Origin of the sequence: Streptomyces sp. ME19-01-6, from assembly GCF_033793745.1 — a bacterium.
GTDB lineage: Bacteria > Actinomycetota > Actinomycetes > Streptomycetales > Streptomycetaceae > Streptomyces.
Map to the genome: position 1 here is coordinate 65,224 of NZ_JARAXF010000024.1, position 22,264 is coordinate 87,487.

Here is a 22,264-nt window from a genome sequence, read left to right on the forward strand (position 1 = left end):
CCGAGGGGGAGGGACGGGGTTGGTGATACGCCGATGGAAGCGGCGCAGTCGGCAGGTGCGCGTGGAGCTGTCCACGCGCTGGACGCTGTACGCGCTGCCCTGGATCATGCTGTCCGCCATGGCGGGCCAGCTGCCCAGCAGGCTGCGGCTGGCCCCGCCGGCGAACGGACTGGCCTGGACGCACCTCGGCCTGGCGCTCGCCGCGTGCGCGCTGTCGGTGCCGCTGCTGCGGCGGGGGCTCGACCACCGGCTGCGCGGGGGCGGGCTGCCGCGGGGGCTGATGGCGCTCTCCGCGGTACTGCTGGCCGCCGGACTGGGCATCGCGGTGGCGCTCCTCATCCTGGCCGAGCAGCCCCGGGACCGGGCGTCGGTCGTCACGGCCGCGACGATGAACACGCTGCCGTTCTCCGTCGGCTGGTCCCTGCTGTTGTCCATTCGCGCGTTCTCCCTGGTGCACGCGGGGCTTGGCGCCGCGCTGTTCGGGGCGCCTGCCGTCGCGGGGGTGGACCCCTTCACATCGGTGGCGTCCGTCGCGGCGGTGTTCCTGATGGCGGCCCTGTCCCTGTTCTCGGTCCGCAGCTCGGTGTGGATGCTGGCGGTGATGTGGGAGCTGGACGCGACCCGCGAGGTGCAGGCGCGGCTCGCGGTCGCGGAGGAGCGGCTGCGGTTCGGCCGAGATCTGCACGATGTGATGGGCCGGAACCTGGCGGTGATCGCGCTCAAGAGTGAGCTCGCGGTGCAACTGGCGCGGCGCGGACGGCCCGAGGCCGCCGAGCAGATGGTGGAGGTGCAGCGGATCGCGCAGGAGTCGCAGCACGAGATCCGGGACGTGGTGCGCGGCTACCGGGAGGCGGATCTGCAAGTGGAGCTGGCCGGAGCCCGGTCGGTGCTGCGGGCGGCCCGGGTCGACTGCCGCATCGACTACCGGCTCCCGGAGGAGGGCGAGGGCGCGGAGCCGTCGCCGGCGGTGCGGTCGGCGCTGGGGTGGGTGGTGCGCGAGGGCACGACCAATGTGCTGCGCCACGCGGAGGCGGCCCGCTGCACGGTGCGGGTCCAGGTGAGGCGGGCGGCGGACGGGGCCCGTACGGCGGTACTGCTCATGGAGAATGACGGGGTGCCGGATCGGGGTGGAGCTGGTGGGCGCGGTACTGCCGGTACGTCGGGCAACGGGCTCAAGGGGCTGCGGGAGCGGCTGGCGCCGCTGGGCGGCACGCTGTGGTCGGGCCCCGGGGAGGGCGGGACGTACCGGCTGCGGGCGGAGCTCCCGCTGAACGGACACGACAAGCATCAGAGATATGAGGGGGACGGCGTATGAGCGGGGCGTCCGTGATCCGGGTGCTGCTCGCGGATGACGAGCATCTGATCCGGGGAGCCCTCGCCGCCCTGCTGGCCCTCGAAGAGGATCTGCTGGTGGTCGCGGAGGCCGCGACCGGGCCCGAGGCGCTGGCGATGGCCCGGGCGCACCGGCCCGATGTGGCGGTGCTGGATCTGCAGATGCCGGGGGCGGACGGGGTGTCGGTGGCCGCCTCGCTCCGGTCCGAGCTGCCCGGCTGCCGGTCCATGATCGTGACCAGCCACGGCCGCCCGGGCCATCTCAAGCGGGCGCTGGAGGCCGGGGTACGGGGCTTCCTGCCCAAGACCGCGTCGGCGCGGCGGCTCGCCGAGATCATCCGCACGGTGCACGGCGGCAACCGCTATATCGACCCCGACCTGGCGGCCGACGCGATCAGCGCGGGCGACTCCCCGCTGACCGCGCGGGAGGCGGAGCTGCTGGAGCTGGCGGCGGACGGCGCGTCCATAGCGGAGATCGCCCAGCGGGCCGCGCTGTCGCAGGGGACCGTCCGCAACTACCTGTCCTCGGCCGCCTCCAAGATCCCGGCCGAGAACCGACACGCGGCGGCCCGCATGGCCCGCGAGCGCGGCTGGATCTAGCGGGCAGCCGCCTCGCACAGGATCCGGGCCAGCTCCTGGGGCCGGGAGAACATCGGCCAGTGGCCGGTGTCCATCTCGACCAGCCGCCACCGCTCGCTCTTCAGCAGTTCGACCACGTCGTCGCTCGGCCGGGGCCAGTCGAGCAGGCACTTGACGTACGTCGTCGGCAGCTCGCCGAGCGGGCGCGACAGCCGGGCGGGTTCGGTCAGGGGGGCGCCCGGGTGCGGGGTCGAGCGGTCGAGGAAGTGGGCGATCTGCTCGTCGGTGAGGTCCTGGCCCGCGAAGTCGGCCGCGGCGGGCACCGCCCAGAAGCCGCCGTTCTCGGCTATCGCCGCCTCGACCGCCCGGCTCGCGAACGACTCCCCGTCGACCGGCACATTGGAGTCGACGAACACCACATGGGCCAGCCGGTCGCCGATCCGCTCGGCGGCCTGGCCGACCGGGACGCCGGAGTAGCTGTGCCCGACCAGGACGACATCGCGCAGATCGAGACGCTCGACCTCGCCGACGATGTCCGCCACGTGCGTCTGCTGCCCGGCGGGCACGCCCCGCTTCTCCGCGAGCCCGGACAGCGTCAGCGCATGGGCGCCGTGCCCGCCCGCCCGCAGCTCCGGCACCACCTCGTCCCAGGCCCATGAGCCCAGCCACGCACCCGCCACCAGTACGAATTCAGCCATGCGGGGAAACGTAACGCAGGGGTCCGACGGCCCGCAGCCGAACCATCAAATCGCACAAACATTCGGTAAGTCGGTTACCCTTGACCCATGCCCCCGTACCTCCAGGGCTCACTCTTCGACCAGGCCGACGACATCCGTCTCGGCCCGCTGGGCGATATGCGCAGGACGGTGCTCGGCGACGGGGCCTGGATCGATCTGCTGCCCGGGTGGCTGAGCGGGGCCGTCGCCCTGTTCGCGCGGCTCGCCGACGAGGTGCCCTGGCGGGCGGAGCGGCGGCATATGTACGACCAGGTCGTGGCCGTGCCGCGGCTGCTCGCCTACTACGGCGCCGACGACCCGCTGCCGCATCCCGCCCTGAACGAGGCGCGGACCGCGCTCTCCGTGTACTACGCCGACGAGCTGGGCGAGCCGTTCACCACGGCCGGGCTCTGCTACTACCGGGACGGCCGGGACAGCGTGGCCTGGCACGGCGACCGGATCGGCCGGGGCGCGCACGAGGACACCATGGTCGCGATCCTGTCCGTGGGCGCGCCGCGCGACCTCGTGCTGCGACCGCGCCGCGGCGGGGCCACCGTGCGGCAGCCGCTGGGACACGGCGATCTGATCGTGATGGGCGGCTCCTGCCAGCGGACCTGGGAGCACGCGATCCCCAAGAGCAGCCGGGCCACGGGGCCGCGGATCAGCGTCCAGTTCCGGCCGCACAACGTCGGCTGATGGCGGGAACCGGGCCCGCGCGAGGAACGAGGTAGTTCCGTCGTCTCGGGTTTGGTTATAGTGGAGGCGCGCCGGACGGAATTCGTCCCGAACCCGGACGGAAGAGAACGGCGCATGCGGACGTAGCTCAGTTGGTAGAGCGCAACCTTGCCAAGGTTGAGGTCGCGAGTTCGAGCCTCGTCGTCCGCTCGTGTGAGGAAGGCCCTGGCCATATCGGCCAGGGCCTTCGTCGTGCCGGGCCCGGCTGTGAGCCGTCAGCTCCAGCGGACGCCGGTCAGGCGCTCGTACGCCTCCACGTACTTCGCCCGCGTCCGCTCCACGACCTCCTCCGGCAGCGGGGGCGGCGGCTGCTCGCCGTGGCGGTCCCAGCCGGAGGCCGGGGAGGTCAGCCAGTCGCGGACGAACTGCTTGTCGAAGGACGGCTGCGGGCGCCCCGGCTGCCACTGGTCGGCGGGCCAGAAGCGGGAGGAGTCGGGGGTCAGCACCTCGTCGGCGAGGACCAGCTCGTGCCCGTCCTCGCCGTCCTCGGGGCCCGCGTGGCCGAACTCGAACTTGGTGTCGGCGAGGATGATCCCCCGGTCGCGCGCGATGTCACGGCCCCGGTTGTAGACCGCGAGCGTGGCCTGGCGCAGCTGGGCGGCGGTCTCGGCGCCGACCCGGCGGGCCACCTCCTCGTACGGCACGTTCTCGTCGTGCTCGCCGACCTCGGCCTTGGTGGCGGGGGTGAAGATCGGGGAGGGCAGCTCGGAGCCGTCGGCCAGCCCCTCGGGCAGGGCGATCCCGCAGACCGTGCGGCTCTCCCGGTACTCGGCCAGGCCCGAGCCGGTCAGATAGCCGCGGGCCACGCACTCCACCGGGAGCATGCTCAGCGACCGGCACACCAGCGTGCGGCCCGCCCAGTCGGCCGGGGCGCCCTCGGGCACCTCGGTGGCCAGGACGTGGTGGGGCACGAGGTCGCTCAGCTGGTCGAACCACCACAGGGAGAGCTGGGTGAGGACCTTGCCCTTGTCGGGGATCTCGGTCGGCAGTACCCAGTCGTAGGCGGACATCCGGTCGCTGGCGACCATGACGAGGTCGCCGTTCTCGTTCCGGTAGAGGTCGCGCACCTTGCCTGTGTGCAGATGCACAAGGCCCGGCACCTCCACCGGCTCGGGCTTCTCCACGAATCCGGACACGGTTCCTCCTGGTGGGTTTGTCCAAGACCCCCACGATTCTGCCCCACGCCCCGCCGCCCGGCCGAAGCGGGGCGCACCGGGCGTGGCCTGGGACTTCAGTCCCGTTTGCAGATGCGGTCCAGAAGGTTGGCGGTGGCCCGCTGCACTCGAAGGTCGGTGTGGCCGGGCCGGTCCAGCGCCGGGGTCCAGGCGAAGGTCCCGGAGGCGAAGACCAGGGCTCCGCTGGGCGCGCGGTACAGCGAGGTGTCCTGGTGCCGGACGCTCCCCTCGGCGTCCCGGTACGGGGAGTGGGCGAGCAGGATCCGGCGCAGGTGGGCGGGCAGGCAGGTGCGCGGGAAGTAGCGGTCGGCCTCGCCCGCGACCAGGCCGGGCAGCTCGTCGCCCTCGTCCGCGCCGGTCGCCTCCCACAGCCAGTGGCTCGCGTTCCGCACGATCAGCGGGGCCGGCTCGGGCACCGGGCCCGCGTACTGGATACCCAGCAGCTGCTGCTCGGGCGCCGTCTCCCGCCACAGCGCGGAGCGGCCGGGGCCGCGGCGCTTGCGGCAGGTCAGCAGGCGGTCCGGGCCTGAGGGCGAGGCCACGAGGCCCACCTGCCAGTACATGGTGTTGGCGGAGAGGAAGACGAGCGAGGTGCCGCCGTCGCGGGCCGCCTCGACGGTGCGCCGCAGCGGGGCCGACCAGTACTCGTCGTGGCCGGGGAAGACCAGGCCGCGGTAGCGGGTCGGGTCGATGCGGCCCGCGTGCAGATCGCGGGTCTCGGCGTACGCGAGGTCGTAGCCCATCCGCTCGGCCCAGCGGATGAAGTCGTACGCGTGGCCCACGTGCAGCGGCAGCCCGGCGCCCGCGTACGGCCGGTCGAAGGAGACCGTGACCGCCGCCCCCGACTCGCCGAGCAGCCGGCCGCGCTCGTCCCACGCGTGGTAGAGGCTGGCGCCGGTCCGGCCGTCCTCCGGGTAGAGGTTGTAGGCCTGCCAGGTGATGTCCGGGAGGACGAGGAGGAGATCGGCGGGGTGGGTGTCGCGGACGGTGAAGGGGATGTGGTTGCGGTAGCCGTCGGCGGTGGTCAGCACGGCGACATACGCGCCGGGGTTCCAGTACGAGGGAATCTGGAGCCGCCAGGACAGCCACCAGTGGTGACAGGAGACGGTGCGGTCGGCGGCCAGCGGGAGCGGCTGGACGATGCCGGCCAGCCGCGGGCTGCTGGTCATCTTGGCGGCGCCGTCGCCGCCGTAGTGGCCGATGCGGTAGACGTCCACGCTGAACTGCTGGGGCGGGTCGACGGTGATCCGGAAGTCGATGGCCTCGCCGGGGGCGGCGGCGGAGGCGGAGGTGAAGCCCTTGATCTGGCGGCGTACGTCGTCGGCGGTGCGGGCGGGCGGGATATGGCCGGGGCCCGGGTCGGCGGCCTCGGCGGCTGCCCTGAACTCCCTGAAGTCCCTTAACTCCCCGGCCTCCCTGGCCATCCTGGCCGTCCTGGCCGTCCTGGTGGTGGCCGTGGTGGCCGTGGTGGCCCCCATGGCCCCCGTCGCCGGGTCGTGGTCCACGTACCACGGGACCAGGCGGCCCGTCTCGCTGAAGTAGGTCTGCCTGCCCCGCAGCCAGGGCAGCGGGCCCTGGCCGAAAGGGTCCGTCACCGCGTGTGCGAGCGCTCCCGACTCCCAGCGCCGGACCGGTTCCGTGGCGTCGTCCACGACTGGCTCCCCTCCCTGCCTCCCCTGGCGACATGTCGCCACCAGCCCCAGCAGATCACATTACGCACTCAATTCATCACCGAACGTCGCGAATTTGCCGAACCCAGACGAACCAAGACCTAGGGTGTTCACGCCCCGTGTCAGCGCCGGGCGGCGCGACAGCGTCGGCGTCACACCAGCCTGACCGGCTTCTCCGGCCGTACCCCCATCTCGCCGAGCCAGGCCCGCAGCGGCTCGGCGTCCCCGTCCTCGACCAGGCTCAGCACGGGGTGCGCCAGATCCGCCCGCCGTCGCCCGCCGAACAGCAGCGCGGGCCCGTCCAGCCAGTCGAGCCCCGGCGCGGCGCCCGCGGTGTCTATGGCGGCGCAGCACACCATGGCCGTGACATGGTCGGCCAGCAGCTCACGGCCGGTACGGGGCGGCTGCAGCGGGAACAGCGGCGCGAAGCCGTCGATCCACGGGTCACCGCCCCCGGGCCCGGCCCCCGGGTCCGTACGGGCACCGGCCGGGCCGTGTGCCCGGGTGGCCGCCTGATGGACGGCCTCCTCGCGGGCCACCTCCACGCTGAGCCGGGCCGCGACCTCCTCGCCCAGCTCCCCGGTCGGGGCGAGGCCGGGGGCGGCGGTGAGCCGGTCCATGACGCGGGCGAGGGTGGGCGCGACGGGCTCGGGCTCCAGGACCGGCCCTTCCTCGACGGACGGCGCGGGGCCGGGGCCGCCGGGGCGGGTCTGCTCATCGAGCACGCGGTGGAGGCGGGCCGCCTCCACGCGCCACTTGCGGTCCACGACCTCCTCCGGATACTCACCCCAGTCGACCGGGGACCAGTCCGGGCCCGGCTCGCTCGGGCCGCCGTGGAACAGCCGGGCGGCCAGCAGGGACGTCGCCTCGTCGATCAGCCCCGGCTCCTCCAGCAGGTCGCAGGCGGGCCGCTCGCTGAGCCGGGAGGCGAACCCCTCGGCCAGCCGGTCGCGGCGGGAGAGCTCGGTGAGGGCCGCGACCACGCCCGCGTCCAGGCGGGACGGCCAGCGGCCCATCCGCCACGCGGGCAGCGCGACGCGGGTCAGCAGCCGGTCCCACCCCGCGTACGCCAGGCCGACCTGCTCCTGGGCCACGATCCGCAGGCCGTAGTCGACGGCCTGGGCGCGCTCGGAGGCGGCCGCGGCGACGGCCCGCTCCATCTCGGCGGCGTGGTCCCGGCAGCTGCGCAGCAGCAGCCGGGCGATCCAGCCGAGGAAGGCGAGGGCGGGGCGGCGGACCGCCCGGCCGAGGCCCGTGACGAGAGCCGCGCCGGGGGCCGTACGGCCCGTATCACCCGCGGGGCCGACGCCCCCAGCGCCCCGGGAGGCGACGGCGACGGCGGCGTCCAGGCCACGGACGAAGCGGCGGGCTGCCGCTATGTCGGGGTGCACGGAGGGGCCGGTGCCCGCTACGACGGGCGCGAGCAGGGCGCGCAGCTCGGCGACCCGCATCCACCACAGGAACGGCGAGCCGATGACCAGCACGGGGGCCTGCGGGACTCGCCGCTCGGCTCTCCCCACGACCGAAGCACCGGCGGGCGCGCCCCCCGCCGTACCCCTGCTCCTGGCACCGTGCGCCCGATGCGTACGGTCCTCCAGCCAGCTGTCGCAGTCCGGAGTGAGCGCTATCGCGGACGGGGCGGGCACCTCCAGGCGATCGGCCAGGTCACGCACGAGGCGGTAGAGGTCGGGGGCCGTCTCCTCGGCGATGGGCACCGTGGGGCTGAGCGCCGGTCTGGCCCGGACCACCACGGCGGCCACGGCCGCCGCCAGCAGCAGAACCACCACGGCCCCGCCGACCACCGCCCAGCGCAGGGCCGTCCAGCTCTCGCCATGGGAGCCGCCGAGCCGCCCCGTGGCGCCGCCGACCAGCAGCACGACGGCGACCGCCGCCGGGAGAAGCGCGACCGCGAGCGCGGTGCTCCGGATCCGCAGCACCGCGAGAGCGCGGGCGCGCGCTGAAAGCGCGCCTGCTTCCGGACCTGCCACGGTTCCATCACCCCCTGCTGTCCAGCCGATGAATGAACAGCGGACGACGGTGGTGTTGTGCCCTTACTCCCCCCACTGTCGCACCGGCCGCCCGCGCCGCAATGCCGGTGGGCCAGTTGCCGCACCGTGCCTGGCGGCACACTAGTTGGGGCCCGCGCGTGCGTCAGCAGGATGCCGGGAGGGCTCACCCGATGGAATGGCCTTGGCCAGAACCGGGAACTTCTCGAGGAACTTTCTGGACCCTTACAGGCCCTTCTCGACCGCTTCTCGACCCGTTCTCGACCCCTGTTTCGACGCCTGTTTCGACCAAGCCTCTCCTCGACCGGACCTCAGGTTGAGGTCACCCCGGGTCCGGCCTCCTCAGCCGCCTTGGCGGCGATGTCCGAGCGGTGGTGGGAACCGTCCAGCCCGATGCGGGTGACCGCGCGGTACGCCCGCTCGCGCGCCTTCCCCAGATCGGAGCCGGTCGCGGTCACGGACAGCACCCGGCCCCCCGCGCTCACCACGTCACCCGACGCAACGTCCCGCTTGGTGCCCGCGTGCAGCACGTACGCCTTCGGCGCGTCCTGCTCGGTCACCTCAGCCAGGCCCGTGATCGGGTCGCCCGTACGAGGCGTGCCCGGGTAGTTGTTCGAGGCGATCACGACGGTCACCGCCGCGCCCTCGCTCCAGCGCAGCGGCGGCAGCGCGTCGAGCCGCCCCGTCGCGGCCGCCAGCAGCACGCCGGCCAGCGGGGTCTTCAGCCGGGCCAGCACCACCTGGGTCTCCGGGTCCCCGAAGCGCGCGTTGAACTCGATCACCCGCACCCCGCGCGAGGTGATCGCCAGTCCCGCGTAGAGCAGCCCGGAGAACGGTGTCCCCCGGCGGCGCAGCTCGTCCACGGTCGGCTGCAGCACGGTCTCCAGCACCTCGTCGACCAGCTTGGGGTCCGCCCACGGCAGCGGGGAGTACGCACCCATGCCGCCCGTGTTCGGGCCCTCGTCGCCGTCGTAGGCGCGCTTGAAGTCCTGAGCGGGCTGGAGCGGGACGACGGTCTCGCCGTCGGTGATCGCGAAGAGCGACACCTCCGGGCCGTCCAGGAACTCCTCGATCACGACGCGACCGCAGGCCAGCGCGTGCTCCCGGGCGGCCTCGATGTCGCTGGTCACGACGACGCCCTTGCCGGCGGCCAGCCCGTCGTCCTTGACGACGTACGGCGCGCCGAAGGCGTCCAGCGCCTCGTCGATCTCGGCCTCGTTCGTACAGACGTAGGCACGGGCCGTGGGCACGGCCGCCGCCGCCATCACGTCCTTCGCGAACGCCTTCGACCCCTCCAGCTGCGCCGCCTCGGCGGACGGCCCGAACACCGGGATCCCCCGCTCCCGCAACGCATCGGCCACCCCCGCCACGAGCGGAGCCTCCGGGCCGACCACCACGAGCTCCGCCTCCAGCGAGGCGGCGAGCTCGGCGACGGCCGCGCCGTCGAGCGCGTCGACCGTGTGCAGCTCGGCGACCTCCGCGATGCCGGCGTTGCCGGGCGCGCAGTGCAGCGCGCTCACATCGGGGTCGAGGGACAGTGCGCGGCACAGGGCGTGTTCGCGGGCGCCGCTGCCGATGACGAGGACGTTCACGGTGTGCAGCCTATTGCCTTACCCCCGGCCCACTCCGCGCCGGGGGCCCGGCCGCGCCCACCGAGCGGCCGGGCGGGCGTGATCAGAGCTCGCCGGAGAGGACGCCCTTACGGAAGGCGTCCCACTCGGCGGCGGTGTAGCGCAGGGCCGGGAAGGCGGGGTTCTTCGAGTCGCGGATGGCGACGCCGCCGCCGGGGAGATCGGTGATCTCGACGCACTGGTTGCCGCCACTGCTGAACCGCGACTTGCGCCACTGCGCAGCGCTCAGGTCTATGGCGTAAAGGTCATCCTTGCGGCCAGGGGTGCTCACGTCATGTCCTTTCGAGCAGGGCCTTGATGGTCTCCAGGGAATCATCCACGGAAAGCGCCGCCGCGACGATACGTTCGAACGCCATCTCGAAGAGTCTCGCGTCCTCTGCGCCCTCCAGGAAGTAGCCGCCCTGGATGTTCTCGATGTTGACCACCGTGGGCCAGGGCTGCGGGAACCGCACCACCTCGAAGATCCCGAGCATCCCCGGGTGCGGGGTCGAGTTCAGCGGCATGATCTGGATGGTGATGTTCGGGAGCTCCGACATGTCCAGCAGATGCCGCAGCTGCTCCCGCATGAGCGCCGGGTACGAGGCGAAGCGCTGATACAGCGCGGCCTCGTGGATCACGGCCCACAGCTTCATCGGCTTGTCCGGCCGGGTGAGGATGGCCTGCCGCATCTTGCGGACCTCGGCGAGGGCCATCACCTCTTCCGTGGTGTGTGTCATGGCGGTGGCGGCGATGATCTCGCGCGCATAGGCACCGGTCTGCAGCAGACCGTGGATCAGGCCCGGGGCGTAGACGTGCATGCTCTCCGCGTCGGACTCCAGGGTCAGGAGGTCCTTGTACGACAGGCCCACCACATCCCCGTACGCCCGCCACCAGCCCTGCTTCCCCGCGTCCCGCGCCAGATCGATCAGCGCGGCGACGACTTCCGGGTCCGTCACCCCGTACTGCCTCAGCAGCTTCGCCACGTAATGCGGAGGCATCCGCGCCTTGGCGTTCTCGATACGGGACAGCTTGCTCTCGTCCCAGTCCATCCCCTCTGCGGCCTGTTCCAGGCTCAGGGACGCGCCGCGACGATAGGTTCGCAGAGCGTCACCGAGGCGGCGCCTGCGCAGGGTGGGCATGGCCCGAACATTCGGCATGGTGCTTATTTCCCCTCCAAGGTGCGCCAGAAGGCGACTTGGGTGCACCTTGGCATAACTGCGGTTTGCAATTCCATGGAACAGCTGTTCTTCATCCTGCGAATTTGGGTCTCAACCTTGCTCATCCCACTGCGACCAGGGCATTCTTCCTGAACGCTACGAGCAAACTCATGCCGCTGGAGCCGCCATGCCTGCGCCGCTGAACCCCCAACTCCCCACCCCCGGCACGGTCATCAGCAGCGCCATAGCGTCCGGGACCGGCCACCCCGCCTACAGCCAGACCCTCCCCTGCGAACCCGAATCCGCCCGCCGGGCCCGCCTCCTCGTGCGCACCGCCTGCGACACCTGGCACCTGCCCGAACTCGCCGACGCCGCGTCGCTGGTGATCTCGGAGCTGGTGAGCAACGCCGTGGCGCACAGCGGGAGTCGCCTCATGCGCGTGACCGTCTCCCGCCCCGCGCCCGGCCGCGTGCGGCTGTCCGTCGTCGACAGGTCACACGCCAAGCCCGCCGCCCGCGCGGCGTCCGAGGACGACGAGCACGGACGCGGGCTGGCAATCGTCGAGGCGGTCTCCGACCGCTGGGGCACGGACCCGCTCCGCTGGGGCAAGCGGGTCTGGTCGGAGCTGTGCACTGTGCATGCGAGCGTGCGCGAGCCACAGTGATTGCGGTGCCGACCTATTCCCTCGCTGCCGGCGTCAGGGAGATCTTCCAGAAGTCGGCGTAGCGGCCACCGCGGCGCAGCAGCTCGTCGTGGCTGCCTTCCTCCACGATCCGGCCGCCGTCCAGGAAGACGATGCGATCGGCGCGCTGGACGGTGCGCAGCCGGTGCGCGATCATCACCACGGTCCGGCCCGCCATCAGGCGCTCGATGCCTTCGTGGACGGCTGCCTCGTTGACCGGGTCGAGCGCGGAGGTGACCTCGTCCAGCAGCACGATGGGGGCGTTCTTCAACAGGGCTCGTGCGATCGAGACACGCTGGCGTTCGCCGCCCGACAGCAGTGCGCCGCCCTCGCCGACGTTCGTCGCCCATCCGCCGGGCAGTCGCTCGATCACCTCGTCCAATCGCGCCGCGGTCGCTGCCGCCCGCACTTCGGCTTCGTCGGCGTCGGGGCGGCCGAGGCGTACGTTCTCCTCGATGGTGCCGTCGAAGAGGTAGACGTCCTGGAAGACGATGGCGGTCCGCGCCATCAGCGCCTCGGTGTTGATGGCGCGCACGTCCACGCCGCCCACGCGCACCTCGCCCGCGTCCACGTCGTAGAAGCGTGCGAGAAGCTGCAGCAAGGTGGACTTGCCCGCACCCGAGGGTCCGACCACGGCAAGCCGCTGTCCCTGGGGCACGGACAGCGACACGTTGTCGATCACCGTGCGGTCGCCGTGCCGGAAGGTGACGGAGTCGAACTCCAGGTGATGGCGGTGCGGTTGGACCGGTTCGGGAGCTTCCGGCAGGGGCTCGGTGCGCAGGACCGTGTCGAGCTGGGCCAGCACGGAGCGCGCGGCGCGGAGTTTGCCGCCGATGTCCGTCAGCGACAGCAGAGGGTCCGCGCAGCGGGCGGCCAGCACCAGGATCGCCAGGACTTCTGCCGCGCCGATGTTCCCGTCGAGCGCGAGGTAGGCGCCCAGGGCCAGCAGCACGGTGAACATCGTCTGCACGGTGAGGGTCAAGCCCACCGCCCCGGGCAGTGCCGCCAGGGTGGAGCGGCGGGAGGTGCGCTGGACTTCGCGCAGCGAGTCGTCGAGCAGCCGGAAGCGTTCGACGGTCCGGCCGCCGGCCCGCAGCACCGGCTGGGCCTGCAGGTATTCGATGACCCGCCCGGTGGCCTCATGGTCGCGTTCGTGGCGCTCCGCATCACCTGCGGCCGTCGAGCGTCCCGTCCGGATCTGGACCGCTGCCACGACCGGTACGGCAACCAGCGCGGCCAGTCCCATCTGCCAGTTGTAGGCGAGCATCACGGCAACGATGGTCAGGGGAGTGACGCAGGCGGAGACGAAGGGTGCCAGCAGGTGTGCGATCACGCTCATGGCCTGCAGGACGCCGCGGCCGGCCAGGACGGACACCTCCCCGACGCGGCCCGTGCTGTACCAGCCCAGCGGCAGCCGAGCCAGGTGATCGCCGAGCCGGTGGTACATGCCACGCAGCAGCCCGGCCCCGACGCGGAAACCGGACAGGTCGCTGAGGTAGCGCAGCACGGCGTAGAGGGCGACCGCGGCCCCGAACGCGGCCAGCCAGGGCCAGGCGTCCCCTGGCGTGTCCCCGAACAGCGCCCGCAGCACGGGAACCAGCAGTGCGTAGGACAGACCCTCGGCTATCGCGGTGGTCGTCATCAGGGCCACGGTGCGGCGCATCGGCTGGGCGTACTCGCGTCCCAGCACGCGCAGCAGCATGCGGATCATCGCGGCTCGCTCTCGGTCTCGTCGGCCATCGCCGAGGTGTGGATTTGCCAGTACGCGGCGAACTTTCCGCCCTGTGCCAGCAGCTCGGCGGGGCTGCCGCGCTCGACGATCGACCCGTTCTCCAGCATCACGACGGTGTCGGCGTCGGCGACCGTCTCCAGACGGTGGGCGATGACCACGATCGTCCGATCGCCCTCCAGGGTCGCCAGGGCCCGGCGCACCGCCTGTTCGGTCTGCGGGTCGGCGAAGGCGGTCGCCTCGTCGAGGACCAGAACGGGCGCGTCGGCGAGCAGTGCGCGGGCGATCGCGATCCGCTGTGCTTCGCCACCCGACAGTCCGGCGTCTTCGCCGATCACCGACTCGTATCCGCGCGGCAGTTCCATAATCCGGTGGTGAATGTTCGCCAGTTGGGCGGCGCGCACCACGTCGTCGCGGTCCGCGTGCGGTACCGCCAGCGCGATGTTGTCCGCGACCGACGCGCGCAGCAGGCACACGTCCTGGAAGACGAAGGAGACCATCCGGTACAGCTGCCGGCTGCCGAGCTCGCGCAGATCGACACCGCCCAGGAGAACGGAACCGTGGGTGGGGTCGAAGAACCGCGGCAACAGCTGGACCAGCGTGGACTTTCCGCTTCCCGACGGCCCGACGATCGCGGTGACCGTCCCCGGCTCCAGCACCAGGTCGATCCCGCGCAGCACCTCGTGATCGTCTTCGTAACCGAATCGGACCTCACGCAGTTCCACCCGGTGCCCCTGGGGCGCGGCCGGGTGCGCGGGCTCCGGCACCGACTCCACCTGGAGGACGTCCCGGATCCGGCCGACCGCGCGGCGGGCGGCCTGCAGGTCGTCGAAGCCGTGGCCCAGGGCCGCCACCGGAGCGGTCAGACCCAGTCCCAGCAGCACAAAGGGCAGCAGGTCGGCCGAGGCCAGGCCACCGTTCGTGATCAGGGCCGTGCCGCCGGTCAGCACGACCAGCAGCACGAACGGCGGCGACAGCACCAGCTGCATCCCCGCCGCGATCCCGGAGATACCGCGCACCCACCGGTGGAAGACGCCGACGAAATCGTCCGCGGCCGTGAGGAATCTACGGTGGGCGCGCCCGGATCCGCCGAACGCCTTCACCACGGAGATGCCCTGCACGAACTCCACGACCGAACTGGAGATCCGTCCCATGGCCGCGTCGAACTCCTCCTGCTCGCGCAGCCGGACCGGAGTCATCATCAGCGGGACCAGCGCCACGGCCAGCACCACCGGTATCAGCGTGATCAGCGTGAGCCGCCAGTCGATGGTGAACAGGTAGATCAGCGACACCAGCGGCACCACGAACGCGGAGACGAGCTCGCCGGGGGCATGGGCGATGAACGGGTGCACGGCACTGACGTCCTCCCCCACCACCTTGGCCAGCTCACCGGTCCGACGCCGGGAGAACCAGCCGATCGGCACCCGCCCCAGCCGCGCGGCCAGATGCCGGCGAAACGCCAGCTGCACCTGGCCGTCGAGAAGATGCCCGATCCCGGACGACGCGGCCGTGAACAGCAGCCGGACGAACAGGCCGACCGCACCCGCGATCACCACGACCTGGACATGACCGTGATCGACCGGCCCGGGCGCGAGCAGAGCCCGGCCCAGTTCGACGACCGCCAGCAGCGGCGCCAGACCCGCGACAGCGCCGATCACCTGCAGGACGACAACGGCGGCGAAACGCCATACGTAAGGGCGCAGCAGCCCCGCCATGCTCTCGGTGGCGTTCATCGCCCTCCCGCCTTCGCCAAGAGGTCATCGGTGTGCTCGGCCGGTGACGGTGGGCCGGTCCGGCGCAGGACGGTGAGGGCGATGACGGCGGCGGCGGCCAGGAGCGCGGCGCCGAGGGTGAGGCCGAGCGCGTATCCGTCGTTGAGGGTCTCGGGTGTGGTGGTCCGGCCGGTGCGGTGCTGCGCAGCGGTGCCGAGGGCGGCGAGTCCGAGTGAGGCGCCGATCTGGCGTGAGCTGTTGAGCAGGCCGGAGGCGGTGCCGGTCTCGTGGGGCGCGACGCCGGCGGTGGCGGTGGAGACGACGGGTGCGAGGCAGAGCCCGAAGCCGACGCTGGTGACGATCGAGGGCCCGAGGACGTCGGTGGTGAAGGCGCCGTCGGGGCTGATCAGGCCGAACCAGGCGAGCCCGGTCGCGGTGAGGAGTCCGCCGATGATCAGCAGGGTGCGGGGGGCGAGACGGTAGCCGAGCTTGATGGCGAGCACGGAGCCGGCGACCACTCCGAGGGCGAACGGCAGGAACATGATCCCGGTCAGCGCCGGCCCGGTCCCGAGGACCCGTTGGAGGTAGAGGGACACGAAGTAGAAGGCCGAGGCCATGGCCGCGCCGACCAGGAGGTTGTAGGCGTTCGCGCCCGCGACCGAGCGGTTGGTGAACAGGCCGAGCCTGAGGAGCGGTTCGCGGGCGGTGGTCCGCTCGACGTGGACGAAGGCGGCCAGCAGCGCGGCGGCGACCACCAGGGTCGTCAGGGTGACCGGCGAGGTCCACGCGTACTGGTCGGTGCGGACGACGCCGAACACCAGCAGGGTCATGCCCGCCGTGGCCAGGACGGCACCGAGCACGTCCGGACGGCCGCCGCGAGCGGTCGGCGGGTCGGCGGCGATGCCGCGCCGGGCCAGGGCCAGCGCGCACGCGGCCATCGGCACGTTCACGAACATCACCCAGCGCCAGCTGGCGTATTCGGTGAGCAGGCCGCCCATCAGGACGCCGAGGGCGCCTCCCGCGGCGTTCATCGCGCTCCATATTCCGAAGGCCCGGACGCGGGCCCTGCCCGTGGGGAACGTCGCGGTCAGCAGCGCCAGCGCGGCCGGAGCCAGCGCGGCGGCCCCGACGCCCTGCGCGGCTCGGGCGGCGACGAGATGGCCGGGTTCCCGGGCGAAGCCGCCGAGGAGCGAGGCGAGGCCGAACAGGCCGAGCCCGAGCAGCAGGACCCTCTTGCGGCCGTACCGGTCGGCGGCCTTGCCGCCCAGCAGGAGCAGCCCGCCGAAGGTGAGGGCGTAGGCGTGGATCACCCAGGTCAGGCCCACCGCGCTGAAGCCGAGACCGGCGGCGATCTGCGGGAGTCCGACGTTCACGACCGACAGGTCCAGCGACACCATGAACTGCACGACGGCCACCACGGCGAGGGTGAGCCCTGGCCGAGCACCCGAACCATTCGTCATCGCGAACTCCCGTCCCCGACACTGACTCTCGACTTTCGGAACATGTTCCGAAAGTAGCATCGAGACCAGCCGCTGTCGAACAAGAAAGGCTGTCGAGGGAGAAAGGCCGCCCCGCACCGGTTTCGCGGCGGAGGACGGCGGGACGGCATGATGGGGCCATGTCCCGACCGCCCGCACCGCACGGCCGCACCGGCCGGCCACCCGTGACCTCACGTGCGCAGATCCTGGCGGCGGCCCGCAGGCTCATCGACCGGGACGGCTGGGAGAAACTGACCATCCGCCGGCTGGCCGCCGAGCTGGGCATCGGGGCGACGACCCTGTACCACCACGTTCAGGGCAAGGATGACCTGCTGATCCTCCTGCTCAACCACTACATCAACGAGACCGAGCGCCCCCCGCTGCCCAGTGACCCCCGGGACCGCATCGTCGCGGCCGCCACCGCGATGCACGACGCCCTCGCGGCCTGGCCATGGGCCGCGGAGGTTCTCTCGGCCGACGGGTTCGTCGGTCTCCTCGACGAATCGGCGATGTGGATGGTCGAAGCCATCGTGGCCGGCGCCAACGACTGCGGATGCACACCCGAACAGAGCGTCGACGTCTTCCGCAACATCTGGTACTACACCGTCGGCGAGGTCCTCGTCCGCGCCCACTCCGCCCGCCGACGGGACGAAGGCCGGCCCTTCGCCTACCGCGACGACCTGGACCCGTCCCATGTGCCCCACCTGGCCACCATCGGCGTCCGGTGGGCCGCGCTGGCCGCACGGGACATCTACCCCCATGGACTCCGCACGTTCGTCGACGGGCTGCTCGCCCAAGCCACGTCGGCTCGTGGCGCCGGCTGAGGCGCCTGCCACGCCCAGCCGCCGGTCGCCGGCTGTGGTCGGCGATGACCGGTCGGCTGTCGGTGCCGGGTGAAAGGCTGCGCCGCATGCTGGAATCGAACGCGAAAGCCAATCTTCACCGCTACCTGGGCACCGCCCGCGAAACCCTGCTGTGGAAGCTCGACGGGCTCTCCGAGTACGACATCCGCCGCCCTCTGACACCGACAGGCACCAACCTGCTGGGGCTGGTCAAACACGCTTCCGGTGTGGAGAAGGTCTACTTCGGCGATGTGTTCGGACGGCCGTTCGACGAGCCCCTGCCCTGGATGGCGCTCGACGCCGAACCCAACGCGGACATGTGGGCGACCGCCGACGAGTCGCGTGAGGACATCGTCGGGCTGTACCACCGCGTGTGGAAGCACTCGGACGCCACGATCGAAGCGCTGCCGCTCGATGCGACCGGCCACGTGTCGTGGTGGCCGGAGGAGCGGAGCGAGGTGACACTGCACCAGATCCTGGTGCATGTGATCGCCGACCTCCAGCGCCACGCGGGTCACGCCGATATCGTCCGGGAGCTCATCGACGGGGCCGTCGGGATGCGGGCCGGCAACGAGAACATGCCGTCGGGCGATCAGTCGTGGTGGGAGGACCACCGGAACCGGCTGGAGCGCGTGGCCGAGAAGGTCGGCACCCTGATGCAGGTGACGCTGCGAGAAGTGGAAGACGGCGACCTCTCCGCCTTCTGGGCTCAGTCCAACGAGCCCGAGGGGATTCACATGGCGGCCTTCACCGCCGAGGACCCATCGGACCGCGCCGCTTTCGACGCCCACTGGGCGCGCATCCGCCAGGACCCGGCGGTCGTCATGCGTACCGTCGTCGGCGAGAGCGGTGAGATCGTCGGGCACGCCGCCGTGTTCGGCCCGCCGGAGGAGCGCGAGGTCACGTACTGGATCGGGCGGCAGTACTGGGGCCGTGGAGCGGCCACCGCCGCACTGCGCGCGCTGCTCGCCGCCGTACCGGAGCGGCCGCTGCACGCCCGGGCGGCGGCGGACAACGGCGGCTCCGTCCGGGTCCTGGAGAAGTGCGGCTTCGTGGTGACCGGCAGGGAGCGTGGTTTCGCGAACGCGCGGGGTGAGGAGATCGACGAAGTGGTGTTCACCTTGGCCGACTGACGCGATCGCCACAGAGCGCACCGCAACGGGTACGTTCGCCGGTCATGGAAGAGACCTGGGACACCGTCCGCCGGCTCGTCGCATGGCTGGACGCGGAGAGCCGCCCCATGGCCCCGGAGGTCACGCGGCTGCTGCGGGTGCTGAAGATCAGCGAGGAGGCGGGGGAGGTGGCCGAGGCGATCCATGGCGTGATGGGTGGCAATCCCCGCAAGGGGGACAGCCACACCTGGGCGGATGTGGAGCGGGAGTTGTGCGATGTCATCCTGACCGCCATGGTCGCGCTGGCGAGCCTGACCCCGGAGGCGCGGAAGCGGTTCGAGGAGCATGTGTCGTCCGTCGCCGACCGTTCGCTGGGGTGAGAGCGCCGTCGGCCGCCCCGGCACTCTTTCGGGTGAGGGGCTGGACGCCCCTATATCCGATGACGCATCTCGTACGGGCGGATATTCTGCGATCTTCGCGGCGTGGCCAGCCGTTCAGCGGTAGGTATCGTGGTTGCGCATCAGCCGCGCGCCAGGAGAGATGCAGCGAGCACGCACATGCAAGCCGCAGAGGGAGATCACGGGTGAGTCAGCCGGAGATGCAGCCCGAGGGGCTTCCTCGGCAGGAAGGCGCGAAGAAGCAGGGGGACCTGCTCGGCCGGCCCTTCCCGCACGGCGACTGGGGGGAGCCCGCCGAGCGTCTCGACGAGCTCTACCGGTGGGTTGAGGAAGGCGCGTTGCAGGTCGCTCGGTGGTATCTCACCGACCGCGTGTGGAAGCGGCGGGTCGCGCGGGCACTGCGGGTCGGGGCTGCGGTCACGGGGGTCGTAGGGGCCATACTGCCGCTGCTGGATCTGAACGGGGTACTGAGCGGCGGGGCCGGTTGGGGCTGTCTGATGCTGCTGATCGCCGCCGCGTGTGTGGCGTGCGACCGGTTCTTCGGGCTGACGTCGGGGTGGATGCGGGACGTGGCGACGGCCCAGGCCGTGCAGCGGCGGCTGGAGACGCTCCAGTTCGACTGGGCGTCGGAGAGCGTGCGCGAGGTGCTCGGCCCGACCGAGGGCACCGCGGCCGAGGCCGTGGAGCGCTGCCTCGCCGTGCTGCGCCGCTTCTGCGAGGACGTGTCGGAGCTCGTACGGACCGAGACCGCGGGCTGGATGGTGGACTTCGGCTCCGGCTCGGCGCCGCTGTTCACCCAGGCCCTGGTGGCCCAGGGCTCCCGCCCGGAGGGCGGCAGCCCCGCCGGGCGCTTCCCGTTGCCGCCGACCACCCGCCCCAACATGCCGCGCCAGCGCCCGCCGGAGCCGCCGCGGTAGTGCTGTGAGTCCCGTCGGCGCGCGGCCGCTTTGACCGCGCCGAGGGCATTGGCCACCTCACTGGCCGGCCGAGACCACTCGCCCACTGCGTACGCTCTCGACCCGGCCGGCCCTGCTCCAGCGTCGACACAGCGCGCGACAGGCAGGCTGGGAACCGCGCTTCCGGTACCACCCACGCGGTGCACACCTCCGCGGCCAATGCCGCGCGATCGGCCCACACGTCGGACCGCGCTCGATTCAAGAGGCCGCCTCCGTGCGGGCGCGGGCCGCTCGCCACGCCTCGCGGAAGCGTTTCAACACCAGACGTGTACTGGTCGGCGAGACGGCAAGCTCGAGACGCGCGTCAGCGAGGCGTTGCAGATCTCCGTCAGTCCCTGCGTTCTTAAATTCCTCATGGCTTGGAAAGGGTTCTTTGCCGGCGAAGAAGTCGAGAAGCGTCAGGACGAAGTCGCCGTATGCACCAAGCTCGTCCCGATGCTGCCGTCCGCCGTCAGTCTGACTGGCCGTGGTGGTCTCTGTGGGTGCGGTGGTCGCCTCGATCAGGCGCTGGATGGCATCGCGTGCCAGCGACGCACGGTCGTTCTCTGAGCGTTCTTGCGGGAGCAGGAGGGCCAGGCGGGCGTCGTCCAGATTCGGCGCCCAGTCGATTAGGCTTTCTGTCCTGCTCAGCAGCGTCCGGAACCCCGATAGCGTCTCCTGGAATTCATCCAGGAGCAATTCACGTGCGACCTCCGTCAATCGCCCTTCCCCGAGACCCCGCCGATCAGGAATGGCAACCAGCTGACGCGTGTATCGAATCAGATCCCGCGTGATGCCACCAGAGAGGCAGTGCGCAAGCGCGATGAAGGGGGCAGTCAGTCCGGGTACCCGGTTCTGTAGTACGACTTGTGACTCGCTCAACGTCCGAGGCTTGAGATGGATGACGTCGTCCAGCGAACTGTCGAAGACATCCCGATCCGGGAGTCCCCGGCGCACGAATTCCGCACCGACGTCCTCGGCAACGGAAATAAGGAAATATACGTTCGGGATTCCGAATACAGCTTTCACTTCGGCAAGCAATGACCGCGCCTGCTCTGCCGTCCCAATTCGGTCGATCTCGTCAATGATGATGAAGATTCGACGATCATTACCATGATTCCCGTCCTCAGCTCTGCCCCATTCGGCCATCCGCTCCAGCAGATGCCGGAAATGGACTACGAGCTCGGGAAAGTTAAGCGTGCGCGACGAGAGCGTAGTGGTGCGACCGGCTCCCGCGGTGCCGGCGGCAAAGGGGGTCACTGCCGCACTGGTCGCAAGGCTTGTGCTCTGCGCGGTTCGAAGGAGGTAGAGATAGTTGATGCACTCCTTGAGCAGTGGTGACCTCCTCTGCCACCTCGGCAGCGAAGCCAACACGCCAAGGCCAAGCAGCACGAGGGGCATGCGCGTCAACCAGAGGTGGTGCTCCCACAGCCGCACGGCGAATCCGCTGGCGTCATCCCATGAACGCGTCAGCCACTCCTGAACGTCACCCTTCAGCGCCCGGTGCAGTGCCCGCGCCACCGGTGCCAGGGCGACGGACAGAAGAACCATGCCGACGAGAAGGCGGGCCCAGAACGGTGCCACTCCGCGCAGCCGTATGAGGACGTGCTTCCGCGGTTTGACCAGGAAGAGAGAGGAAGAATCGGCCGCGCGTCCGTGCCGTTCGATAAATCTCTCACACACCTGCTGGAACAAGGAGAGCAGGAATTCTTGAGGAATATAAGCGGCAGGGATCTGGACCGGGACCACGAGATGCCCGGCCGCCCATCGCTGCGCTTGTGTCCTCAGTAGAGTGGACTTCCCCACCCCGCGCGGACCCGAGATCGCAATGGTCCCACCGGCCATCAACTCCATCTTCGTGATGAGGCTCTGCTGTTCCCGGTACGGAACCACGTAGCGCAGGTCGTGCACGTCGATGAGCCCCAGGAGATCGGGAGTGATCAGCAGGGTGTCGTGATCGTCTCCAATGAGGCGTCTGAGCATCGGCGCCACCTGGGTGGGGAGGGCGGTCTGCAGAGACTTCTCCCATTGGCGACGCATGAACACGACTTGCAAGTGCAGAGTGGCCAGTAGGACCAACAAGAGGAGTCGTCTGGGCAATAACCGCGCCCGCTCATGCCGCCGGGCTGTGAGGTCACGCTGTTCCACTGCAGCCTGGTAATCGTCGTACTCCCGGAACCCTGAGACCAGCAACTCACTGATGAACCGAACCCCATGGAATTCCGCCATTACCTGTTGCTCGTTCACTCCGGTCACAAGGTGCCGTGCTAGGTAGCCCCCGAGCACGACGTCCTCCGAACGGAGCCTACGAACGGCGTTCCGGTAGATCGCCTCGTCCTCGGGACGGCTCCAGACCCACGGCGCCGGCTCCGGCTCCACCACTGCGCCTCCACCGC

19 protein-coding genes, 1 tRNA gene and 1 pseudogene are annotated in these 22,264 nt (G+C 71.1%); 10 read left to right on the forward strand and 11 right to left on the reverse strand.

Annotation, left to right across the window (positions count from 1 at the left end; all coding sequences use genetic code 11):
• Positions 1-61: 61 nt before the first annotated feature.
• Both PV419_RS37585 and PV419_RS37590 read left to right on the forward strand, forming a co-directional pair.
• The gene (locus PV419_RS37585; protein WP_319696706.1) at positions 62-1,315 is read left to right on the forward strand and encodes a sensor histidine kinase; all 1,254 of its coding nucleotides are present in this window, start codon (positions 62-64) and stop codon (positions 1,313-1,315) included.
• The gene (locus PV419_RS37590; protein WP_319696708.1) at positions 1,312-1,932 is read left to right on the forward strand and encodes a response regulator transcription factor; all 621 of its coding nucleotides are present in this window, start codon (positions 1,312-1,314) and stop codon (positions 1,930-1,932) included. Before PV419_RS37585 ends, PV419_RS37590 begins: the two co-directional genes overlap by 4 nt.
• Here the strand turns inward: PV419_RS37590 and PV419_RS37595 are convergent.
• Complete coding sequence (locus PV419_RS37595) at positions 1,929-2,609, reverse strand: alpha/beta hydrolase (protein ID WP_319696709.1); 681 nt, start codon at positions 2,607-2,609, stop codon at positions 1,929-1,931. The genes PV419_RS37590 and PV419_RS37595 overlap by 4 nt on opposite strands.
• An 87-nt stretch (positions 2,610-2,696) precedes the next feature.
• On the opposite strand from PV419_RS37595, the gene PV419_RS37600 reads away from it, so the two are divergent.
• Both PV419_RS37600 and PV419_RS37605 read left to right on the forward strand, forming a co-directional pair.
• Complete coding sequence (locus tag PV419_RS37600) at positions 2,697-3,323, forward strand: alpha-ketoglutarate-dependent dioxygenase AlkB (RefSeq protein ID WP_319696710.1); 627 nt, start codon at positions 2,697-2,699, stop codon at positions 3,321-3,323.
• Between the two features lie 116 nt (positions 3,324-3,439).
• Positions 3,440-3,512: transfer RNA gene (locus tag PV419_RS37605), tRNA-Gly, on the forward strand.
• A 65-nt stretch (positions 3,513-3,577) separates the two neighbouring features.
• Here the strand turns inward: PV419_RS37605 and PV419_RS37610 are convergent.
• The 6 genes from PV419_RS37610 to PV419_RS37635 form a co-directional block, all read right to left on the reverse strand.
• Positions 3,578-4,498: a phosphoribosylaminoimidazolesuccinocarboxamide synthase gene (locus tag PV419_RS37610; RefSeq protein WP_319696712.1), complete on the reverse strand. Its 921-nt coding sequence runs from the start codon at positions 4,496-4,498 to the stop codon at positions 3,578-3,580.
• Between the two features lie 95 nt (positions 4,499-4,593).
• Complete coding sequence (locus tag PV419_RS37615; protein WP_319696714.1) at positions 4,594-6,189, reverse strand: N,N-dimethylformamidase beta subunit family domain-containing protein; 1,596 nt, start codon at positions 6,187-6,189, stop codon at positions 4,594-4,596.
• A 170-nt stretch (positions 6,190-6,359) separates the two neighbouring features.
• Positions 6,360-8,195 (reverse strand): hypothetical protein, encoded by a 1,836-nt coding sequence (locus tag PV419_RS37620; protein ID WP_319696716.1) that lies wholly within the window; start codon positions 8,193-8,195, stop codon positions 6,360-6,362.
• Between the two features lie 329 nt (positions 8,196-8,524).
• Positions 8,525-9,805: a phosphoribosylamine--glycine ligase gene (gene purD / locus PV419_RS37625; RefSeq protein ID WP_319696718.1), complete on the reverse strand. Its 1,281-nt coding sequence runs from the start codon at positions 9,803-9,805 to the stop codon at positions 8,525-8,527.
• An 82-nt stretch (positions 9,806-9,887) separates the two neighbouring features.
• Positions 9,888-10,115, reverse strand: coding sequence for a DUF397 domain-containing protein (locus tag PV419_RS37630; RefSeq protein ID WP_319696720.1), 228 nt, complete (start codon positions 10,113-10,115; stop codon positions 9,888-9,890).
• A 1-nt stretch (position 10,116) separates the two neighbouring features.
• A complete protein-coding gene (locus tag PV419_RS37635) occupies positions 10,117-10,980 on the reverse strand; it encodes a helix-turn-helix transcriptional regulator (protein WP_319696721.1) in 864 nt (287 codons plus the stop codon).
• 187 nt (positions 10,981-11,167) lie between these two features.
• Between PV419_RS37635 and PV419_RS37640 the strand changes: the two genes are divergently transcribed.
• The gene (locus PV419_RS37640; RefSeq protein WP_319696723.1) at positions 11,168-11,644 is read left to right on the forward strand and encodes an ATP-binding protein; all 477 of its coding nucleotides are present in this window, start codon (positions 11,168-11,170) and stop codon (positions 11,642-11,644) included.
• 13 nt (positions 11,645-11,657) lie between these two features.
• Here the strand turns inward: PV419_RS37640 and PV419_RS37645 are convergent, their stop codons facing one another.
• From PV419_RS37645 to PV419_RS37655, 3 genes are read right to left on the reverse strand one after another with little or no spacing between them, the layout of a single operon-like run.
• Positions 11,658-13,373 carry an ABC transporter ATP-binding protein gene (locus PV419_RS37645; RefSeq protein WP_319696725.1) on the reverse strand — a complete coding sequence of 572 codons (1,716 nt, stop codon included), beginning with the start codon at positions 13,371-13,373 and terminating at the stop codon, positions 11,658-11,660.
• Positions 13,370-15,124, reverse strand: a complete 1,755-nt coding sequence (locus tag PV419_RS37650; protein ID WP_319696726.1) for an ABC transporter ATP-binding protein — start codon at positions 15,122-15,124, stop codon at positions 13,370-13,372. Before PV419_RS37650 ends, PV419_RS37645 begins: the two co-directional genes overlap by 4 nt.
• Entirely contained in the window at positions 15,121-16,563 is a 1,443-nt protein-coding gene (locus PV419_RS37655; protein WP_319696727.1) for an MFS transporter, read from the reverse strand. Before PV419_RS37655 ends, PV419_RS37650 begins: the two co-directional genes overlap by 4 nt.
• A 158-nt stretch (positions 16,564-16,721) precedes the next feature.
• Between PV419_RS37655 and PV419_RS37660 the strand changes: the two genes are divergently transcribed.
• From PV419_RS37660 to PV419_RS37680, 5 genes and pseudogenes are all read left to right on the forward strand, one after another.
• Positions 16,722-17,405 carry a TetR/AcrR family transcriptional regulator gene (locus PV419_RS37660; RefSeq protein ID WP_319696729.1) on the forward strand — a complete coding sequence of 228 codons (684 nt, stop codon included), beginning with the start codon at positions 16,722-16,724 and terminating at the stop codon, positions 17,403-17,405.
• A gap of 86 nt (positions 17,406-17,491) precedes the next feature.
• A pseudogene (locus tag PV419_RS37665) lies at positions 17,492-18,073 on the forward strand (DinB family protein); the annotation flags it as partial.
• 6 nt (positions 18,074-18,079) lie between these two features.
• Positions 18,080-18,556: a GNAT family N-acetyltransferase gene (locus tag PV419_RS37670; RefSeq protein ID WP_319696810.1), complete on the forward strand. Its 477-nt coding sequence runs from the start codon at positions 18,080-18,082 to the stop codon at positions 18,554-18,556.
• 44 nt (positions 18,557-18,600) lie between these two features.
• Positions 18,601-18,915, forward strand: a complete 315-nt coding sequence (locus PV419_RS37675) for a MazG-like family protein (RefSeq protein ID WP_319696731.1) — start codon at positions 18,601-18,603, stop codon at positions 18,913-18,915.
• A gap of 203 nt (positions 18,916-19,118) precedes the next feature.
• On the forward strand, positions 19,119-19,850 hold the full coding sequence (locus tag PV419_RS37680; protein ID WP_415925463.1) for an SLATT domain-containing protein: 732 nt from the start codon (positions 19,119-19,121) through the stop codon (positions 19,848-19,850).
• A 237-nt stretch (positions 19,851-20,087) separates the two neighbouring features.
• Here PV419_RS37680 and PV419_RS37685 read toward each other — a convergent pair whose 3' ends face one another.
• A complete protein-coding gene (locus tag PV419_RS37685) occupies positions 20,088-22,250 on the reverse strand; it encodes a P-loop NTPase fold protein (protein ID WP_319696732.1) in 2,163 nt (720 codons plus the stop codon).
• Positions 22,251-22,264: the final 14 nt, after the last annotated feature.

Bases quoted from the DNA above. Each gene is read 5' to 3' on its own strand.
- PV419_RS37590 (WP_319696708.1), top strand. From the start codon at position 1,312: ATGAGCGGGGCGTCCGTGATCCGGGTGCTGCTCGCGGATGACGAGCAT.
- PV419_RS37595 (WP_319696709.1), bottom strand. From the start codon at position 2,609: ATGGCTGAATTCGTACTGGTGGCGGGTGCGTGGCTGGGCTCATGGGCC.
- PV419_RS37600 (WP_319696710.1), top strand. From the start codon at position 2,697: ATGCCCCCGTACCTCCAGGGCTCACTCTTCGACCAGGCCGACGACATC.
- PV419_RS37635 (WP_319696721.1), bottom strand. From the start codon at position 10,980: ATGCCGAATGTTCGGGCCATGCCCACCCTGCGCAGGCGCCGCCTCGGT.
- PV419_RS37640 (WP_319696723.1), top strand. From the start codon at position 11,168: ATGCCTGCGCCGCTGAACCCCCAACTCCCCACCCCCGGCACGGTCATC.
- PV419_RS37645 (WP_319696725.1), bottom strand. From the start codon at position 13,373: ATGATCCGCATGCTGCTGCGCGTGCTGGGACGCGAGTACGCCCAGCCG.
- PV419_RS37650 (WP_319696726.1), bottom strand. From the start codon at position 15,124: ATGAACGCCACCGAGAGCATGGCGGGGCTGCTGCGCCCTTACGTATGG.
- PV419_RS37655 (WP_319696727.1), bottom strand. From the start codon at position 16,563: ATGACGAATGGTTCGGGTGCTCGGCCAGGGCTCACCCTCGCCGTGGTG.
- PV419_RS37660 (WP_319696729.1), top strand. From the start codon at position 16,722: ATGTCCCGACCGCCCGCACCGCACGGCCGCACCGGCCGGCCACCCGTG.
- PV419_RS37670 (WP_319696810.1), top strand. From the start codon at position 18,080: ATGCAGGTGACGCTGCGAGAAGTGGAAGACGGCGACCTCTCCGCCTTC.
- PV419_RS37675 (WP_319696731.1), top strand. From the start codon at position 18,601: ATGGAAGAGACCTGGGACACCGTCCGCCGGCTCGTCGCATGGCTGGAC.